The sequence below is a fragment of the Providencia sp. wls1916 genome, assembly GCF_009706585.1.
Taxonomy (GTDB): domain Bacteria; phylum Pseudomonadota; class Gammaproteobacteria; order Enterobacterales; family Enterobacteriaceae; genus Providencia; species Providencia lanzhouensis.
In genome coordinates this window covers 25,111-44,475 of sequence record NZ_WLUL01000009.1, presented here as the reverse complement: position 1 = coordinate 44,475, position 19,365 = coordinate 25,111, and the positions used below count along the sequence as shown (strand labels likewise).

The 19,365-nt window shown below is 43.9% G+C and carries 19 protein-coding genes; 8 read left to right on the top strand and 11 right to left on the bottom strand.

What is annotated here, in order from left to right; genetic code table 11:
- Nucleotides 1-43: 43 nt before the first annotated feature.
- From GKR61_RS03450 to hemA, 7 genes are all read right to left on the bottom strand, one after another.
- On the bottom strand, nucleotides 44-796 hold the full coding sequence (locus tag GKR61_RS03450) for a tetratricopeptide repeat protein (RefSeq protein WP_036954628.1): 753 nt from the start codon (nucleotides 794-796) through the stop codon (nucleotides 44-46).
- A gap of 72 nt (nucleotides 797-868) precedes the next feature.
- The gene (locus GKR61_RS03445; protein ID WP_154599326.1) at nucleotides 869-1,771 is read right to left on the bottom strand and encodes a TIGR01212 family radical SAM protein; all 903 of its coding nucleotides are present in this window, start codon (nucleotides 1,769-1,771) and stop codon (nucleotides 869-871) included.
- A 12-nt stretch (nucleotides 1,772-1,783) separates the two neighbouring features.
- Nucleotides 1,784-2,638: a 3-deoxy-8-phosphooctulonate synthase gene (kdsA, locus tag GKR61_RS03440; protein WP_036954638.1), complete on the bottom strand. Its 855-nt coding sequence runs from the start codon at nucleotides 2,636-2,638 to the stop codon at nucleotides 1,784-1,786.
- 43 nt (nucleotides 2,639-2,681) lie between these two features.
- A complete protein-coding gene (locus GKR61_RS03435; RefSeq protein ID WP_036954641.1) occupies nucleotides 2,682-3,491 on the bottom strand; it encodes a transglutaminase family protein in 810 nt (269 codons plus the stop codon).
- Between the two features lie 24 nt (nucleotides 3,492-3,515).
- Nucleotides 3,516-4,349, bottom strand: coding sequence for a peptide chain release factor N(5)-glutamine methyltransferase (prmC, locus tag GKR61_RS03430; protein ID WP_036954644.1), 834 nt, complete (start codon nucleotides 4,347-4,349; stop codon nucleotides 3,516-3,518).
- Nucleotides 4,349-5,431, bottom strand: coding sequence for a peptide chain release factor 1 (prfA, locus tag GKR61_RS03425; RefSeq protein ID WP_036954647.1), 1,083 nt, complete (start codon nucleotides 5,429-5,431; stop codon nucleotides 4,349-4,351). The genes prmC and prfA overlap by 1 nt, the downstream gene beginning before the upstream one ends.
- Nucleotides 5,432-5,462: 31 nt before the next feature.
- Nucleotides 5,463-6,725: a glutamyl-tRNA reductase gene (hemA, locus tag GKR61_RS03420; protein WP_036954652.1), complete on the bottom strand. Its 1,263-nt coding sequence runs from the start codon at nucleotides 6,723-6,725 to the stop codon at nucleotides 5,463-5,465.
- Between the two features lie 357 nt (nucleotides 6,726-7,082).
- Between hemA and lolB the strand changes: the two genes are divergently transcribed.
- From lolB to prs, 3 genes are all read left to right on the top strand, one after another.
- Nucleotides 7,083-7,727 (top strand): lipoprotein insertase outer membrane protein LolB, encoded by a 645-nt coding sequence (lolB, locus tag GKR61_RS03415; RefSeq protein ID WP_187129832.1) that lies wholly within the window; start codon nucleotides 7,083-7,085, stop codon nucleotides 7,725-7,727.
- Nucleotides 7,724-8,599, top strand: coding sequence for a 4-(cytidine 5'-diphospho)-2-C-methyl-D-erythritol kinase (gene ispE / locus GKR61_RS03410; protein ID WP_036954657.1), 876 nt, complete (start codon nucleotides 7,724-7,726; stop codon nucleotides 8,597-8,599). The genes lolB and ispE overlap by 4 nt, the downstream gene beginning before the upstream one ends.
- A gap of 67 nt (nucleotides 8,600-8,666) precedes the next feature.
- Entirely contained in the window at nucleotides 8,667-9,614 is a 948-nt protein-coding gene (prs, locus tag GKR61_RS03405) for a ribose-phosphate diphosphokinase (RefSeq protein WP_006661866.1), read from the top strand.
- A gap of 322 nt (nucleotides 9,615-9,936) precedes the next feature.
- On the opposite strand, the gene GKR61_RS03400 is transcribed toward prs, so the two are convergent.
- Nucleotides 9,937-10,209 carry a DUF2583 family protein gene (locus GKR61_RS03400; protein WP_036954662.1) on the bottom strand — a complete coding sequence of 91 codons (273 nt, stop codon included), beginning with the start codon at nucleotides 10,207-10,209 and terminating at the stop codon, nucleotides 9,937-9,939.
- 309 nt (nucleotides 10,210-10,518) lie between these two features.
- On the opposite strand from GKR61_RS03400, the gene pth reads away from it, so the two are divergent.
- Together pth and ychF are read left to right on the top strand one after the other, a co-directional pair.
- Nucleotides 10,519-11,109 (top strand): aminoacyl-tRNA hydrolase, encoded by a 591-nt coding sequence (pth, locus tag GKR61_RS03395; protein WP_036954667.1) that lies wholly within the window; start codon nucleotides 10,519-10,521, stop codon nucleotides 11,107-11,109.
- Nucleotides 11,110-11,211: 102 nt separating this feature from the next.
- Complete coding sequence (gene ychF, locus GKR61_RS03390; RefSeq protein WP_036954672.1) at nucleotides 11,212-12,303, top strand: redox-regulated ATPase YchF; 1,092 nt, start codon at nucleotides 11,212-11,214, stop codon at nucleotides 12,301-12,303.
- A 108-nt stretch (nucleotides 12,304-12,411) separates the two neighbouring features.
- Here the strand turns inward: ychF and GKR61_RS17895 are convergent, their stop codons facing one another.
- The 3 genes from GKR61_RS17895 to GKR61_RS03375 all read right to left on the bottom strand — a co-directional run bounded on the left by GKR61_RS17895 (nucleotide 12,412) and on the right by GKR61_RS03375 (nucleotide 14,512).
- Complete coding sequence (locus GKR61_RS17895; RefSeq protein ID WP_036954676.1) at nucleotides 12,412-12,882, bottom strand: hypothetical protein; 471 nt, start codon at nucleotides 12,880-12,882, stop codon at nucleotides 12,412-12,414.
- Nucleotides 12,883-12,960: 78 nt separating this feature from the next.
- Nucleotides 12,961-13,926: an XdhC family protein gene (locus GKR61_RS03380; RefSeq protein WP_154639547.1), complete on the bottom strand. Its 966-nt coding sequence runs from the start codon at nucleotides 13,924-13,926 to the stop codon at nucleotides 12,961-12,963.
- Between the two features lie 25 nt (nucleotides 13,927-13,951).
- Nucleotides 13,952-14,512 (bottom strand): nucleotidyltransferase family protein, encoded by a 561-nt coding sequence (locus tag GKR61_RS03375; RefSeq protein WP_154639546.1) that lies wholly within the window; start codon nucleotides 14,510-14,512, stop codon nucleotides 13,952-13,954.
- Nucleotides 14,513-14,719: 207 nt separating this feature from the next.
- Here GKR61_RS03375 and GKR61_RS03370 point away from each other — a divergent pair, with 207 nt between their 5' ends.
- The 3 genes from GKR61_RS03370 to GKR61_RS03360 are packed head-to-tail and all read left to right on the top strand — an operon-like array spanning nucleotide 14,720 to nucleotide 19,295.
- Complete coding sequence (locus tag GKR61_RS03370; RefSeq protein WP_154599328.1) at nucleotides 14,720-17,515, top strand: xanthine dehydrogenase family protein molybdopterin-binding subunit; 2,796 nt, start codon at nucleotides 14,720-14,722, stop codon at nucleotides 17,513-17,515.
- The gene (locus tag GKR61_RS03365) at nucleotides 17,512-18,063 is read left to right on the top strand and encodes a (2Fe-2S)-binding protein (RefSeq protein WP_108478219.1); all 552 of its coding nucleotides are present in this window, start codon (nucleotides 17,512-17,514) and stop codon (nucleotides 18,061-18,063) included. Before GKR61_RS03370 ends, GKR61_RS03365 begins: the two co-directional genes overlap by 4 nt.
- Complete coding sequence (locus GKR61_RS03360) at nucleotides 18,060-19,295, top strand: c-type cytochrome (RefSeq protein WP_154639545.1); 1,236 nt, start codon at nucleotides 18,060-18,062, stop codon at nucleotides 19,293-19,295. The genes GKR61_RS03365 and GKR61_RS03360 overlap by 4 nt, the downstream gene beginning before the upstream one ends.
- Nucleotides 19,296-19,365 lie beyond the last annotated feature (70 nt).

Genomic DNA, 19,365 nt, shown 5'->3' with positions numbered 1-19,365 from the left:
TTAACAAGGGCGGCATTTTTAATTCCATCATGTACGCTAAAAATCAGTAGCAGTACATTTCATTACCTTCGGTTTTACCTAATTCACAAGCCATTGCGCGGAGTTTTGTCGCTTTCTGCTCGTCATCTCTGACTGCACCATTGTTACCATCATTAAATTGAAATGAAGCCATACCTTCTGCAAAGCCAGCGAAGGTTAATGCATCGGCTTTCGCAAACCATTCCAAGGCTTTTTTCTCATCTTGCGGCACCCCATTACCATCATAATAAATGATGCCTAACCATAAAGGCGCATTAAAATAATCTTTATCATTTAACGCACTGACTTCCTCAAGTAGCGTAATGGCGCGCGGATAATCAACATCACCTGACTCAGGTGTAATCAACGTTTCTGCTAAACTTATCTTCCCTCGAATACTCCCACCAGCAACGGCTTTAGTCGCATATTCACGGGCTTTGACAAATTCCTCAGTAAACGTTCTGTCCCCACTAATTAACGTAATATCCGCCAATAATGAATACGCATCTGCATTGCCTGCTTGTGCTGACTTCTCTGCCCATAACTTGGCATTGTTTTGGTTTTGTAATACACCAATTCCCGACAAATACATTCCAGCTAATTCATATTGCGCTTTAGCGTCATTGTTTTGAGCCGCTGTTTTGGTCTGTTCAAATATTTTCTTATCTTCAGGCGTAATATCGTATTGCGCCATTGAATGTAGTGAGAACATTAAACCCACCGCGCCTAAGCAAAATTGGCGGCTGGTATTTTTAATAACAGAGAGGATTGGGTACATAGGTGCCTTATTATTATTTATAAAAGTGAATTCGTATGAATAAATGATATTTTTAAAACGGTTCTTGAGACGCTATAACGCAGAGCCTTGCCCACCATTAGCAAGCAAATACTGGTACAAACTGTTCATGCCTACCCAACGATTTTCACACCATTGTGGGGCTAATAGAGTCGGTTTTCTCGCACTGGCACTGATACGATGGTACAGAATATCCGTTTGCGTATGGCGGATCATCTCCCCCGCAGTTGCGGTATATTCTTCTAAAGATAGGGTGTCTATGCGACCCACTCGCCAACTTTTTGCCATAATGCTGCCCTCAACAATATGCAGTGGATGCAATTTTATACCGTCTGTACCACACGCCAAAACCGCCTCTAACGTCTGCATATTCATTGCCGCATTTTCATTTGGCAGGCCGCAAATCAAATGAGTACAAACCTTGAGTCCCAGCGCACGGGCTTTTTGGGTGGTCGCTTGATAGGCAGCAAAATCATGACCGCGATTAATACGGTGCAATGTTTTGTCGTGAGCAGTTTGTAAGCCAAGTTCTAGCCAAATCTCATAACCTTGCTGGCGATAATCCGCCAGTAAAGATAACACCGCGTCAGGCACACAATCAGGGCGAGTGCCTACGCATAAGCCAACCATATCGGCCTGTTGCAGCGCTTCTTCATACAGCTGTTTTAAACGATATACTTCGTCGTATGTACTGGTATAGGCTTGGAAATACGCCAAATAGCGATTGGCTCGAGAGATTCGGGAAATTTGTTGCTGGATTTGAAGGGTAATGGGTTGTTCAGACTGTTTTTCATCACTGAAGGATGACACATTACAAAAGGTGCAGCCACCTCGCCCCAACGTGCCATCACGGTTTGGGCAGCTAAAGCCACCATGTAAGGTGACTTTATGAATTTTTTCACCATATCGGCGCTGGAGATCAGCGCCGAACATGGAAACAACATCATTTAATTGCATTTGAAGCGATAATTAGCTGTTGGTGTCCAACGCAGGGAAGCTTTTTACAACTTCGTCAATGGCTTTAACTTGTTGTAAGAATGGCTCTAATTTATTTAATGGTAATGCAGAAGGACCATCACAACGTGCGTTATCTGGATCTGGGTGAGCTTCAAGGAACAGACCTGCTAACCCTACCGCCATTCCCGCTCTTGCCAGTTCAGCAACTTGTCCACGACGACCACCTGATGCAGCGCCAAATGGGTCACGGCATTGCAGTGAGTGTGTTACGTCAAAAATAACTGGGCAGCCGTTAGAGGCTTGCATCATGACATTAAAACCAAGCATATCAACCACTAGGTTGTCATAGCCAAAGTTTGCACCGCGGTCACACAGGATAATTTTATCGTTACCACCTTCGATAAATTTCTCAACGATGTTGCCGATTTGTCCCGGGCTGATGAACTGAGGTTTTTTGATGTTAATAACCGCATCAGTTTTCGCCATTGCCGCAACTAAGTCAGTTTGACGCGCTAAGAATGCTGGCAGTTGGATAACATCCACCACTTCAGCAGCTGGCTGAGCTTGCTCTGGAGTATGAACATCGGTAATGATTTTCACACCAAAAGTCTGTTTGATTTCTTGGAAGATTTTCAGCCCCTCTTCCAAGCCCGGTCCACGATAAGAGTGAATAGATGATCGGTTAGCTTTATCAAAAGAGGCTTTAAATACATACGGAATGCCTAATTTTTGTGTCACAGTGACATAATGCTCACACACTTTCATCGCCATATCGCGAGATTCAAGTACGTTCATGCCACCAAACAGAACAAATGGCAGATCGTTTGCGACCTTAATATCACCGATACTGACTACTTTCTGTTGCATACTCTTACCCTTTATAGGAAGACAAAAACTGTCTATACGTTAATCAATGCAGTACAACTGGAAGGTTATCCAGCGAATAAATTTGAATTTTAATCATTTCCGACACAGGGTCTTCTGGGCAATGCTCAACAAAATAGTTAAGGTCACTCAGCGCCACATGGTTACAATCTAAATGCGCGAGGATAAGCCCTCGGTCGCGAATTTCATAAGGGTCTTCAGGATCGAGTATTAGCAATGTCTCACAGACTTTTAATGCCATCTCCATTTTTTTCTCTTCCATCAGCGCCGCTTTTAACGTGTCGAAAATTTTGCGAACAATAACGCTATGTTCAGCCACATCCAATTCATCAAAGATAAATTCGGAGTATGGATCAACGGTTCCTTTTAACCACATAGTTAATGTATGTTGTGATAAGGTTTCACCGCTAACAGGGTTAATAAACCACTGAGAACCATCGCGTTTTGTCGAAACAAAAAGTAATTGAGTCGGGAAAATTGCAGCTTCAATCTCTAAATCGAGCTGTTCAGCAATAAATAAGAAAATTGAGCCAAGAGAGACTGGAGTACCTTGCTTAGAGGCTAAAACCTTATCCAGCCACAGCATATCAGATAGCGCGTAAACACCGTGCGCCGCACCAAATTTCCACTCACTATAAAACAGTGCAATCAGCTGTTCTATCTTTGACTGGTTATCCGCCGTCAAATCTATCGCTGCACGCGCTTTAGTGACTAAATCATCTAATTGCGTTTGTACCTGCATAAAGGGAAAATCGGCGCGAATGATGTTAGAAACCATCATAATGCCTTCACTTAACGGTAGCTGATTAAACTCAATATTTGCTATTGTTTTCATTACAATTCCACTGCAATTGCCCGCTTAACCATTCCATTGGCCAAGGGAAATTCGCTCTTTACCACCATAATCCAGACAGGTCTCGACATTGGTGTACCCATTTTCATTAAACAGCTCTCGCACTGTTAAACCTTGCTGCCAACCATGCTCAAGCAGCAGCCACCCTTGTTGTTTTAGGTATTGTTTTGATGTGGCAATAATGTGTGCTAAATCTGAAAAACCATCCTCATCAGCAATCAACGCCGTTGATGGTTCAAAACGCACATCACCTTGACTCAAGTGAATATCACTCTCATCAATATAAGGTGGATTACTCACAATCATATCAAATAGTTCATTTGGTAGTGAAGTAAACCAATCACTTTGTGAGAACTGAATATTTGTAATGGCTAAACGTTGTTGATTTCGTTGCGCTAACGCCACCGCATCGGGATTAAAATCCACGCCCGTTACGCGACTATTGGGTAACTCTGACGCCAAGGCTAACCCAATAGCCCCCGTTCCTGTGCCAAGATCCAAAATACGACACGCGTCTTGAGGAAGGCGTGCTAACGCTTGCTCAACAAGGCATTCGGTATCTGGACGCGGGATCAAGGTTGCGGGGGATACATATAGCGGCAGTGACCAGAACTCGCGTTCACCCACAATGTAGGCAATCGGCTCTCCTTGTTCACGACGGGCTAATAGCGCTTCTAATTGTTGCTGTTCGTGGGGAGTTAGTTCGGTTTCATCGAAAGCGAGGATGTAAGTACGACTGCGCCCTGTCGTATGCTGCAACAGGATCTGCGCATCTCGTTTAGCGCTATCACTGGCAGACAGTCTGACGACTGCCTGCTGTAACCATTCGCTATAACGCATTAGTCCTGCTCAGATAAAGCAGAAAGCTGATCAGCTTGATATTCGTTGATGATAGGCTGAATTAATGCATCCAGTTTTCCTTCCATCACTTCATCCAAACGGTACAGCGTGAGGTTGATACGGTGATCAGTGACTCGACCTTGTGGAAAATTATAAGTACGAATACGGTCAGAACGGTCACCGGAACCTAATAAGTTACGGCGTTCAGAGGCTTCCGCTGCATGGCGTTTATCCATTTCAGCTTGGCGAATACGTGCACCCAACACAGACATCGCTTTCGCTTTGTTTTTGTGTTGTGAACGTTCATCCTGACATTCAACCACAATCCCCGTTGGTAAGTGGGTAATACGAATTGCCGAATCGGTGGTGTTAACGTGCTGACCACCCGCGCCCGATGAACGGAATGTATCAATACGTAAGTCCGCTGGGCTAATTTCCGGTAATTCCGCTTCTGGCAGTTCAGGTAAAATAGCAATAGTACATGCGGAGGTATGAATACGGCCTTGTGATTCCGTCTCAGGAACACGTTGTACGCGGTGACCACCGGATTCAAACTTCAAGCGACCATATACGCTATCACCCGAAATTTTTGCGATAACTTCTTTGTATCCACCGTGCTCACCATCACTGGTGCTCATCAGTTCAACGCGCCAGCGGTTACTTTCCGCATAACGGCTGTACATACGGAATAAATCACCCGCAAAAATTGCCGCTTCATCGCCACCCGCGCCCGCGCGGATTTCCACAAAGCAGTTATATTCATCATCAGGATCTTTTGGAAGTAACAACAATTGCAATTGTTGCTCTAGCTCTTCATTGCGCTCTTTGGCTTCTTTTAACTCTTCTTGAGCCATCTCTTTCATTTCAGGGTCATCTAACAGCATTTGTGCTGTTTCGATATCATCCTGAACGGTGCGCCACGCAGTAAAACACTTCGCGACATCCGTTAACTGAGCATATTCTTTTGATAAAGCACGAAAACGGTCTTGATCAGCAATCACACCCGCATCAGCAAGGTGCGCTTCAATTTCTTCGTAGCGTTCTTGTAATGCTTCTAGTTTTGCGACAATAGAAGGCTTCATTCGTTATATCAGACCTATGATTAAAAAGTGGTTATTGATGGTCCAGCCCTAAGCTGTCCCTAAGTAGATTTAGACGCTCAACATCCCCATTTCCCGCAGCTTGCTGCAAAGATTTAGTCGGAGCGTGGATCAGGCGGTTGGTTAACTGTTGTGATAGCTGCATAATCACTTGCTCAGGGTTGGCACCTTGGGCAATGGCTGCAAGTGCTTTTTCGGTCATACTTGCCCGAATTGCTTCCGCCTGCTCTCTGTATTCGCGAATTGTAGAGACTCCGGCTTGTGAGCGCAACCAATCCATAAAATGACCGCTTTCTTGCTCAACAATAAATTCCGCTTCAACCGCGGCGGCTTTACGTTGCGCCAAGTTTTGGGCAATGATGGATTCCAGATCATCAACAGTGTAGAGATAAACATCTCTAAGTTTTTCTACATCCTGCTCGATATCACGAGGAACTGCGATATCAATCAATAACATAGGTTTACTACGGCGAGCTTTCATCGCACGCTCGACCATCCCTTTACCAATAATTGGCAGCGGGCTAGCCGTTGAACTAATCACAATATCCGCTTCAGCTAAACGATTATCGATATCGGCTAATGAGATAACTTGCGCGTTCACTTCTTTGGCTAGAAGTTCTGCACGTTCTAGCGTTCGGTTAGCTATCATCATTTTTTGCACGCCATGCTCACGCAAATGACGAGCGACTAATTCGATGGTTTCCCCTGCACCGACTAACAAAATATTCAAATGTTTGAGTGATTCGAAAATCTGTCTCGCCAGTGTACAAGCCGCAAAAGCGACAGAGACCGCATTCGCGCCGATATCAGTTTCAGTTCGTACACGTTTAGCCACGGAAAACGATTTTTGGAATAAGCGCTCTAATTCGCTAGATAGAGAATGATTATCTTGCGAAAGCGCAAACGCCTTTTTCACTTGACCGAGAATTTGAGGCTCACCAAGAACCAACGAATCTAGCCCACTTGCCACACGCATAAGATGGCTAACTGCGCGCGCATCTTGGTGCCAATAAAGGCTAGGTTGTAGATCTTTGGCTGTGATCCCATGAAAATCACATAACCATTTAGTTAACTGCTCCTGCGCTTTTTCTTGGGATTCAAGGCTAAGATACAGTTCAGTTCGGTTACAGGTAGACAGCACAACGCCGCCACTCACTTGAGGCTGTTTCAGTAACTCCTCAAGTGCGTGGTCGATTTTTTCAGGACCAAAAGCGACTTGCTCACGCAAAGCCACTGGTGCTGTTTTATGATTAATGCCTAAGGCTAATAGGGTCATTGTGCTTACGACTTACTCACATTGCTCACATTGCTAATTTATTTGTCAGCATGATACTAGTGACCTAGCTCATTACTGCGATTTATATGCGTATATTGTAGATGATTAACGCGTCTGTTTCTACGGGTAGCCTATCATCAACAATCAGAAAGATGATGCACACCAAAATTTACGTTGATTATCGGACTGTCTGATATCAATATCAATAAGATGCATCAAGGATGCCGCTATTTGGCACAGAAAGCAAATTCCCTATTTTTTAGTATGTTTTCATTGATAACCACTGCAGATTAGCGCAATATTCCTGAAAATTACCTTTTGAGAACCGATATGCAACTTTCTTCAGCTCTGTCGTTTATGCGCCCAGCCAGAAACTTTTGGCGATTAATGCCCCTTTCCTGCCTGCTGCTGACTGCCTGTGTGACCACATCTCAAGACACTACGAAAGGCACTTCATCTTCAACGGATGCGCAGTGGAAAGCCCACCAATCACAAGTGGTTGAACTGCGTGATTACCAAACTCGCGGCTCCTTTGTGTACATTGGCGGTCAAGGTACCGGAACAGAAACCAAAACTTACGCGAAGTTTTTCTGGCAGCAATATACCCCCGAAAAATACCGTTTATTGCTGACTAACCCATTAGGTACGCGTGAACTGGAACTTAGTGTGGAACCTGATTTAACCAAATTAACCACGAAAGATGGGCAAACTCACATGAGTGATGTGCCAAGTGAATTAATTTATCAGTTAACTGGTATGGATATCCCCATTGATGATCTCACCGCTTGGTTGGTCGGTTCTCCAGGACGTGCCACTGAATATACTCTCGATAGCAACCACCTGCTCAAATCCGTGACGTTTAAAATCAATGGCGAAACATGGAAATTGGATTATCTCTCTTACGATACCAAAACCTCGCCGATGCTGCCGAACCACATGGAGTTGAAGCAAGGGGATAAAATCATCAAATTAAAAATGGATAGTTGGACACTGAAAAAATGACGTTAACGTGGCCATCACCGGCAAAATTGAATCTTTTTTTATACATTACTGGGCAGCGAGCTGATGGTTATCATGAGCTACAGACTCTGTTTCAATTTTTAGATTATGGTGATGAAATCACCTTTAGCACTCGTTCGGATGATCAGATTAATTTGCTCACCCCGATGCCGGGTGTGGATACCGAAAAAAACTTAATTATTCGTGCAGCAAAAAGCTTGCAAACCTATTGTCGCGAAACCCTCAATCATCAAGGGGCGTTAGGTGCAGATATTCACATCAACAAAGTGCTGCCGATGGGTGGTGGTATTGGTGGCGGATCGTCAAATGCCGCGACAACGCTGATTGCGCTTAATGAGCATTGGGGAACTCACGTTTCTGATGAGGTTTTAGCCGAATTAGGCAAACACCTTGGTGCTGATGTTCCCGTTTTTGTTCGCGGTCATGCCGCCTTTGCTGAAGGCATTGGCGAAATTTTAACACCCGCAGAACCAAAAGAGCGTTGGTATTTAGTCGCACACCCCGGAATTGAAATCTCAACCCCGATGATCTTCACAGATCCAGAATTAAATAGAAATTCTCCAAAACGCTCTTTAGCCGCATTATTACTGGCTCCGTATGCAAATGACTGTGAACCGATCGCAAGAAAACGTTTTCGTGAGGTTGAACAGCTCGTTTCTTGGCTGTTAGAATATGCTCCGTCTCGCCTAACAGGAACAGGCGCTTGTGTGTTTTCTGAATTTGAAACCCAAGCGGATGCCCTGAAGGTGTTAAATAAATCCCCATCGTGGGTGCAAGGATTCGTCGCTCAAGGAGCGAATGTTTCTCCTGTGCACAAATTCCGCGCTGGGATAACCCGTGTATTGCACCGATAGTGATGACTTATCCATCATTGCTGTTGGTCAACAATATCTCTCTGGACGCAAGCCTGAGGTTTTTCTCGTGCCCGATATGAAGCTTTTTGCTGGTAACGCTACACCGGAACTAGCACAACGTGTTGCTAACCGCCTTTACACTAATCTTGGAGACGCGGCTGTTGGTCGTTTTAGCGACGGCGAAGTCAGTGTTCAAATTAATGAAAATGTTCGCGGTGGTGATATTTTTATCATCCAGTCAACTTGCGCACCAACCAATGACAACCTGATGGAACTCGTTGTTATGGTCGATGCCCTGCGCCGTGCATCTGCTGGTCGTATTACCGCTGTTATCCCTTACTTCGGTTATGCAAGACAGGATCGTCGCGTACGTTCTGCCCGTGTACCAATCACCGCTAAAGTTGTTGCCGATTTTCTGTCAAGTGTGGGTGTTGACCGTGTTCTTACTGTTGACTTACACGCAGAGCAGATCCAGGGCTTCTTTGATGTTCCTGTAGATAACGTATTTGGTAGCCCAATCCTTCTGGAAGATATGCTGCAGAAAGATTTAGAAAACCCAATCGTTGTTTCTCCAGACATCGGCGGCGTCGTTCGTGCTAGAGCAATCGCGAAATTACTGAACGATACTGATATGGCAATCATTGACAAACGTCGCCCACGCGCAAACGTTTCTCAAGTGATGCATATCATCGGTGACGTTTCTGGTCGTGACTGTATCTTAGTTGACGATATGATTGATACTGGTGGCACACTGTGTAAAGCAGCTGAAGCGCTGAAAGAACGTGGTGCTAAGCGTGTATTCGCTTATGCAACTCACCCAATCTTCTCAGGTAATGCTGTAGACAACATCAAAAACTCTGTAATTGATGAAGTCATTGTTTGTGACACAATTCCTCTTTCTCCTGAAATCAAGGCGCTGAACAAAGTTCGCACCCTGACCCTTTCAGGCATGCTGGCCGAAGCTATTCGCCGTATCAGCAATGAAGAGTCAATTTCTGCGATGTTCGAGCACTAATTCTAAAGCGGGGTCTTAATGACCCCGTTTTAACATGCTGGTTTCAGTAGTTTTTCATTAAATTATTGAGGCGAGAAATGTGCTTTATCGCACCACATTCATTGTGGTCACGATACAAAAATTTATAAGTAGCGCCCCTACTGTTGTTCATCAACCGTAGGGGCTTTATTTTTTTGAACGGTTTCATTTATCGTGGCTTTAGACAAAAAATAAGAGTGAAATCATTGATATCGAATTTCACTCTTATTTAGATTTTACCTATTTTTCAATGACACATTTTTGTTCATTGAGGATATCCATTAATGAGCTTCAGCCCAACTCACTATGGGTAACGGTGGTTATCGTTACGGGAATGAAATTGGCGTTTCAGCAAACAGTAACGGTCTTCCACTTTCTCTTTACCGCCCATTCTTGCGCCCACTAACCAAACCAATGCACCGATAAAGATCCCGAACAGTGAGCCATTGATGATGTCATCGGACAACCCTAAATCAACAATATGAGAAAACAGGTTTAAACCGATGCTTCCCCCCATCACCACCATACCCAAACCCATCAAGCCATTACCAATGAGAGTAACCATTTTCCGTTTCATATCTACCTCCAATATCAGTAAACTGATACGCAAGCATTAAAGAAAAGTTCGATAAAACTTTATATTTATGTAAAGAGTATAGCTCTTTAAGTAAAATTATTTGCGATAAGCTTCACATGTATAGAAGAGTTTAAGGATATCTACTCAAAAAGTGCTTTTAATCAATTTAACAACTGATGATGGTATTGACGAATAATTCACAAACTAATTATCACTAGCACAACCTTATCAATGACAATTTTGTACATCCCCCCCGACACGAGGTAAACTAGTCACCAATTTCTATACATTGACAGTGAAAAAGTCCCCGTGAGTAAAATAAAATTAATTGTTGGATTAGCCAATCCGGGCGCTGAATATGCGCAAACCCGCCATAACGCTGGTGCGTGGTATGTTGATTTACTGGCACAACGCCATAACCAATCGTTAAAGGAAGAGCCTAAATTTTTTGGTTATACAGCTCGCATCAATCTTAATGGCAATGATATTCGCTTGCTGGTTCCAACCACCTTTATGAACTTGAGCGGTAAATCCGTCGCCGCGGTCGCTAATTTTTATCGCATTAATCCGGATGAAATTTTAGTGGCTCATGATGAGCTCGATTTACCACCGGGTGTTGCCAAAATGAAACTCGGTGGCAGTAACGGCGGACATAACGGCTTAAAAGATATTCAAAGTAAATTTGCCAATAACCCTAACTTTTACCGCTTACGCATTGGTATTGGGCATCCAGGCGATAAAAACAAAGTTGTTGGGTTCGTTTTAGGCAAGCCTCCGCTGTCAGAACAGAAGCTTATTGATGATGCGATTGATGAATCTGTGCGCTGCACGGACATCCTGTTATCAGATGGAATGGATAAAGCTATCAATCGCTTACATGGTTTTAAAGCCACAGCCTAAGAGTTGATTTCATCAAACACGAGTTTTTGTGTATAATCAGCGCCAATTTTCTAAACATTAGGGGCAGCACTCGCCTGCCCCCGCTATTAAGGTGAGAAACATATGGGTTTTAAATGCGGTATCGTTGGTCTGCCTAACGTGGGTAAATCCACTCTGTTTAATGCATTGACCAAAGCCGGCATCGAAGCAGCCAACTTCCCTTTCTGTACAATTGAACCAAACACGGGTGTTGTGCCAATGCCAGACCCACGTCTTGATCAATTAGCTGAAATTGTGAAGCCTCAGCGCATCCTGCCAACCACGATGGAATTCGTTGATATCGCGGGTCTGGTAAAAGGCGCATCGAAAGGTGAAGGTCTTGGTAACCAATTCCTGACTAACATCCGTGAAACGGAAGCGATTGGTCACGTCGTTCGTTGTTTCGAAAATGACAATATCATCCACGTTGCTGGCCAAGTTGACCCAGCAGCCGATATTGAAGTGATCAACACTGAATTAGCGCTGTCTGACTTAGATACTTGTGAGCGTGCTATTCACCGCGTACAAAAACGCGCAAAAGGCGGCGATAAAGACGCAAAAGCGGAATTAGAAGCTCTAGAAAAATGCCTGCCACACTTAGAACAAGCTGGCATGCTGCGTTCATTAGATTTAACCGCTGAAGATAAAGCCGCAATCCGTTATTTAAGCTTCTTGACCCTGAAGCCAACCATGTACATTGCTAACGTCAATGAAGATGGTTTTGAAAATAACCCATACTTGGACAAAGTCTACGAAATCGCTAAAGCCGAAGGTTCTGTAGTTGTGCCTGTTTGCGCCGCTATCGAATCTGATATCGCCGAGTTGGACGATGAAGAACGCGATGAGTTTATGGCTGATTTAGGCATTGAAGAGCCAGGTCTGAACCGTGTGATTCGTGCAGGTTACGAATTATTAAACCTGCAAACTTACTTCACCGCTGGCGTGAAAGAAGTGCGTGCATGGACTATCCCTGTTGGTGCAACGGCTCCACAAGCAGCAGGTAAAATCCATACTGACTTCGAAAAAGGCTTTATCCGCGCACAAACTATCGCATTCGAAGATTTCATCAAATTCCGTGGTGAACAAGGTGCGAAAGAAGCCGGTAAAATGCGTGCAGAAGGTAAAGATTACATCGTTAAAGATGGCGATGTGTTGAACTTCTTGTTTAATGTGTAAGCCAATACTTACATCGTAAAAAGTATTATCTAAGATAAACAGCATAAGATCGTTATGCTGTTTATCTAATCTACATTTCAGCCCACATCAATTATCTCCCCCTATCTTTCAATTCACCACATCATTTTTTATATTCACATTTGTTTCCGGCGCTGATGGTGCAAATAAAGCAATCAATGCCCCAATCAACAAAATAAACATAAATACAACTGAAAAAGTCGATGAGTTAAACATACTTAATGGTGCTAAAAACAATGATGCTGATGTAAAAACAAGCGAAATTATAAATGGATATTTAATACCCATATCCCTAACTCGTTGTGTAAGAAGCAGTGTAAATATATAGATTTGGATAATCGCAAACAGAACTTCCATCAACCCAAACTGGCTAAAAGAGAATTGATGATAAAAATTACTTTGAAAAACTAAACTTGCATCCTCTGGATGAGCGCTCAAATACCATTGATAGACTAATGCCTGAATGATGCCTAAAACTACCGACCAAAGGATCTCTGCGCCTAAGAAAGAGAGCCTAGCTCTCCTTTTGAACTTCCATTGATGAATGAGTTTAGAACGCATTATGAATCCTTCCATGTTTTAAAATAGCCATACATTTCCCACTATTTATTTTCCCGATTCGAAATGGGCAAAACTAGCTTAACCCCGCCCATTCTTATGTGCCACTATGTCGGCCATAATCGCTAACGCAATCTCTGGTGGGGTTTTACTGCCAATGGGAATACCGATAGGCGCATGAATCTGCTCTAACATCTCAAGCGTTAATCCCCCTGAATTTAACAAACGCTCTCGGCGCTTAGCGCTCGTTCGGGTCGAGCCCATTGCACCAATATAAAATGCAGATGTATTCACTGCTTCCATTAATGTTAAATCATCAATGCGAGGGTCATGAGTCAAAGACACAATAGCGGTATTAGATGCGCTTGGATTCTCTTCTAAAAAGCGGGCAGGGAATATTTTTTTAATCTCAACTTGTTCTGCAATTTGCCCAGCAAAGCGTAACAATTCGTCATCACGATGCTCACAAATAATCACTTCAAACCCTAATGTGACCGCAAAATTAGCGCAGTAAACACCGACATTAGAAATACCTGCAACGATTAGCTTGGGTGGCGCCATGATATAAAATTGGATCTCATCGCCATTGCGCTCAATATGCGTGGGATGTTGTGAGTTTGGTACCGTCGAAATTTCACTTCGCAGGGGGAGTGTCAGTTTTTTGATGATGGCGGTATAACCGAGTAGTGCTGTTTGAATTTGTGAAAGGTATTGATGAGAATGCGGGTTACAGGGTAAATATTCGATAAGAACATCTAAACCCCCTTCACAAGGTAAATTGACTTTGGCTTCCACCCCGCCCTGACCATAGCGAACAACTTGGCTATCTTTTAAATAATGACCTTGCTGAATTCGTTGCAGAAAATCCTCTTCAATACAGCCTCCAGAGAGAGAACCTACATACATCCCATCTCCTTTAGCGACCAATAAAGAGCCGGGGCTTCGCGGCGATGAACCATAAGTATTCAGCACAGTGCATAACCAGACTGGTTCATCCATTGCCCACTTTATTGCTTGAGAAATCACGGACACATCTTCACGTAGCATATTCAGTCCCTATTGATTTTTATTCTTAGTTTTTATTTGGAAAATAATCAATATCTTTAATGACATTCTCATCATTTATCTGCATTTCGTAAACCAATTGATGACGTAATATTGATTTTGCGCCATTATCTCCCGATAAATTAAGCAAATTTTGTCGATACTTTTCTGATATTCCGACAGGGTGCCCCGGTATGTTTTTATATACAGGTCGCACTAATGAATAATTTTTTAATTCGTTCGCAACTCGAATAAATATTTCGTGAGAAATATAGGGCATATCACCCAACTGAATTAACCAGCCACTCCAATTAGAGGTATTTTTTACGCCTAACGCAATCGATTCCCCTAGTCCATGGCTATTTAATACGGAAAATGGAATATTAAAATGTAAACAATTGTTAATGACACCCAAATTATCAGCGCGAGTGACTACATGAATAGGCAATTCACTATTCATTGAATTTACAAGCGTTTTTTCGAACACCGTTTGTTGGTCAATTCGATAATTTAATTTACTTCCTTCACCACCAGCACGTTGAAAACGCTCACTTTTTCCTGCCGCTAATATTAATATACCTATATTCATGGTTTACATTATACATAATTAATTTTATTGTTTATATTATAAATAATAATATGCAGATTATGCTAATCGTCATCATTTTTATTATCCATCCAATTCTACTCATATTTCGATATAGAACCATTGGATATATAAATATTTATATCACGAAACTAGCAATGAAATAAAAAATAATAATTGAAGCAATGAAAATAAGTGTAAGGGTATATTATGAGCAATAACCATGTCGGACTATCCCGCAGACACTTTATCAAATGTGCTGTTGTTGCGGGGATCTCTTGTTATATCGCCCCTTTGTATAGCCGAGCTTTTGATGTGCTATTCGAGGAAAAAATTCTTCAGGCTCCCGACTGGAACCCTGTCGATAAAAAAATCAAATTCCGAATTGATGGCTATGCCAAAGTGCAAGGTGAAAAAGTCTTTGCAAGAGATATTCGAGCCCGCGATATCCCTCACTGGCCCAAACAACAAGGACACGCCTTTCTTCTACGCGTCACCCAAGCCGATAAAATCTACGAAGGTTTTAATCTCGAACGACTTAATGATGGCTTAATGCCTGACCGTATTGTTACCGCCAGTGATTTAGAAAAAGATGGCGTCGCCTTCCCTGAGTTCTATGGTGAAGATTTACTATTACCGACAGGAAAAACCCCTGCTTACTTAGGGCAAGCCGTCGCGTTACTAATTTATCATGATTTTGCCAAATTTAACTTCGCTAAAGAGACACTCAAATTCCACGATGATGTCATCCAATATGGTGCTTATACGGGACCATTACAGCGAGATCCTTGGGGAACTTATCGTGGGGTTCGTATCGGCGGAGAAACACCATTCTCACCTGATACATACTCCAGCATGAAAGATATGCCTATTTCCCCGATTGGTATGAAAAAGCATCTCCCAATCTGGCCTGAAGGTCGTGAAGGTGGAAAGCTTGATCAAGAAGGCATGTATTATGCGGATGAACTTGCAAAACAGTTAGAAAATCCGCCGGAAGATTGGCTGGTTATCAAGCGTAAATACTTTTCGCAATCTATTGATACCTCAGCGCTCGAACCCGATAATGCCAATGGCTGGTATGATGCCAAAACACAATCTTTCCATTTAGTGATCCCAACACAGTCCCCGCAAGAAGTTGCCGCATCACTGCCTGAAATGCTCGCAAAATCTAAATTCCCAATTAAGCAAATATTCTTACACCCTTGCTTTACGGTGGGTTATGGCTCGAAAGATCACACCCCATTCCCTTATTATGGTGCGATGGCAACTCTGTATGGTGGTGGCGTTCCGATCCGCCTAGCCAACGACCGTTATGAACAGTTCCAATCCACCATCAAACGCCATGCGTTTGACATGGATTACACCCTCGCCGTCAATAAGAAAACCCATAAAATTGAAGCACTTTCCGCCTCATTTATTGGGGATGGCGGCGGTCGATGTAACTTTACGCCTTCCGTTGTGATGGTTGCAGCCACTGGCGCCCAAGCCATCTACTATATTCCTCGCAGTGATTTATCGGCTGTGGGTATCGCTTCTCGCGCGGTCGATGCGGGATCTGCTCGTGGTTATGGTACGTTACAGGCCATGGCTGCCACTGACATGATCATGGAAGAAGCCGCAAAATTACTCAAAGCCGATCCTATTGAGTTTCGCCTGAAAAACATCATCAAATCAGGAATGAAAAATACCCAAGGGGCTATCCCAGGCGGCGCAATTCGTGCGGATGAAGTGCTGAGCCGTTGCGCTGAGCACCCAATGTGGAAAGAAAGAGCAAAACGTAAAGCCGAGTTTGAAGCTAAAAATGCAGGCAAATTATTTGGTACCGGCATTTCTTGCGTTCAAAAAGACTTCGGTACAGGTGCTGAATCCTCCTTTGCGCGCGTTGAACTCACACCTGAAGGGAAAATAGCTATTTATCATAGTGGTGCGGAGATTGGTACGGGGATGTCCACATCCCAAGCCGTAGTCTGTGCCAAGTGGTTAGGCAAACCTGCGGAAGAAGCCCATTTTTCGGTTGTGGATTGGTCAGTTCTGCCGATGATTTCGACAGGAAACCCATTTGCCATGGCGCAAGATGAACAAGAACGCCTCGCCACTAACCCGCTTTGGACACCGAATTACTGCTCCCCAGCTAGCGCCAGTAACTCCGCTTATTATTTCACCCACAGTACTGAAGAAGCCGCTCGATTAGTCTTTGAATATGGTCTGTGGCCAGCGGCAATGTCAATTTGGCAAGAGGGTATTGGTGGTGGGCAAGCAGCGCCGCTCGTGGTTCGTCGTGAGGATGCCCGTTGGGTTGCCAATGGTCTCACCGCTGATGGGCTAGAAGTGCTCAGCTTACAACGCTTAATCGACCGTACATTTGAGATGGGTGGTTTAACTGGCGCAGTTTGCCATGTCTTTAACCGCTGGGAATGGGCTGAAGCTGATTTCAAAATTAATGATGAAACCCGCCGCCTTCCTGTTGATGGTCTTTCCCTACGATTTGCAGACAAAGATTATCAAGTATGGCATCGCGAAAAAGCGTATTACCCTGATACTCAACGAAACAATGCTGGCGTTACCTATTACAGCGCCGTCGCTACCTTATCTGAACTTGCCATTGATAAGGCCACCGGTCATGTCGAATTACTCGACCACCATACCGTCGTTGAATGCGGAAACTTAATTGTTCCTCAATTGGTTTCAGGGCAAATCCAAGGTGGATTAGCGATGGGTATTGGTCATGCGCTCCATGAATATTTACCTCTCTACGAAGATGGCCCCGGAAATGGAACATGGAACTTTAACCGTTATCATTTACCCCTCGCAAATGATGTTGCAGTTTGGAAACAAACTAGCGAAATCCTGCCAGGGTTATCCGATACCGACCCACCAAAAGGGGTCGCTGAAGTTGTTATGATCCCTGTCGTTTCTTCCATCGTCAATGCGATTGCTGATGCAACAGGGCACCATTTCTTGAGTCTGCCTGTTCGCCCTAACGATATTCTAGAGGTATTATCATGAGCCTAAATTTTCTGCCACTTACCATCAACATTAACGGTCAACAATATGGACCGATGGATGTACCTGAAGGTCTCATGATGATTGATTTTCTTCATGAGTATGTTGACCTTACGGGTTCACGACTTGGCTGTGGTCAAGGTATTTGCCACGCATGTGTGGTGATTTTGGATAACCCATCAGGCACAAGTGAAGAAGTTCGCACCTGCATTACAGGCGCACACTTTTTCAACAACAAAAGCATTCGTACCATTGAAGGGGCTGCCACCAAAGAAGAAAATGGTGACGTTAAATTATCTCCTGTACAAGAAGCATTTATCGACCATTTTAGTTTCCAATGTGGTTACTGCACCCCAGGCTTTGTCAATGCGGCAACGATTTTCGTTGAGGAATTGCAACGCAACCCGATTGCCGAAGCAGAGCTAGAAGAAGCCATCAAAACAGCTTTAAATAATCACATTTGCCGCTGTACGGGTTATGTTCGTTACTATGAAGCAGTACGAGATGTGGTGATGAGTACTCCGGGACTAATCAAGGAGACGATAAAATGATCAAACGTATTATTTTATGGTTGATAGCGATAGCTATTGTCGTCTGGGCGATTCTGTATTGGTATGAGAGTCGCAAACCTGACGGTCCAGTGCAAAAAGTCACCGCGAGCGCCGAGGAGATTGAGCGTGGTCGTTACTTAACACTTGCCGGTGACTGTGCGGCATGCCATACCAGCACAAATGGCGCACCTCTAGCGGGTGGTTTTCCTCTCGATACCCCCTTTGGTACTATTTATAGCAGTAACTTAACACCTTCTGCTGATTATGGGATTGGCCGCTGGACAAAAGAAGAGTTCCATAAAGCATTAACTGAAGGTGTTTCGCCACCAAGCAAAAACCTCTACCCTGCGATGCCATATACCTCCTATAAAGGAATAACTCGCAGTGATTCTGATGCTATCTACAGTTATTTAATGAGCCGCCCAGCGGTAGATGTCGCACCACCAGAAAATTCGCTGCCTTTCCCGTTAAACCAGCGTATGGCGATGATTGGCTGGAACCTATTATTTTTCAATGACAAACCATTGCCAAATAGCTCCCAAGGCAGTTCTCCTGAATGGGAGCAAGGAAAATATTTAGTCAATGTACTTGAACACTGCTCTGAATGTCATACACCAAGAGGAGCGCTCGGCGAAATGGAGTTAGATAAGTATATGAAAGGTGGTGCATTGGGTCGTTTCACTGCCCCTGACATTACCCCTGACGCCCTCGCCGCCCGTGGTTGGACAAAAGAAGATCTCCAACAGTTCTTCATGACAGGATTAGCGCCGCAAGGTTCAGCCTACAGCGATATGCATCCGGTTATTTACCTCAGCACGCAGCATTTGACCCCGGAAGATAACAAGGCCATTGCGACCTACCTAATGGGTGATAACCCACCAGCCACATTACCGCTCAAGATGGGTGATGGCAACGCAATAGGTAAACAGGTTTATCTGGAAAGTTGCTCTGGTTGCCACTCCTATGATGGAAGCGGTAAACCTAATGTGGCAGTGGCGATGAAAGGTAATTCGACCCTGCGTGATGTGGACAGTACCAATCTTATTAATGCCGTATTGGATGGTTTGCCGGAGCAAGCGTTCCCAAATAACCAAAACATGCAAAGCATGCCAGGTTTCGCCGACAAGCTTAGCGACCAGCAAATTGCCAATTTGGTCAACTTCCTGCGTGTTCAATGGGGTGGACAAGCCGGTGATGTGACCCCTGAGCAAGTTAAAGCCCTGCGTAAATAAGTTATTTTACTCTTAATAAAGGCTTACCGAGATTATTCGGTAAGCCTTATTTTATAGACCCTTTCCGTTT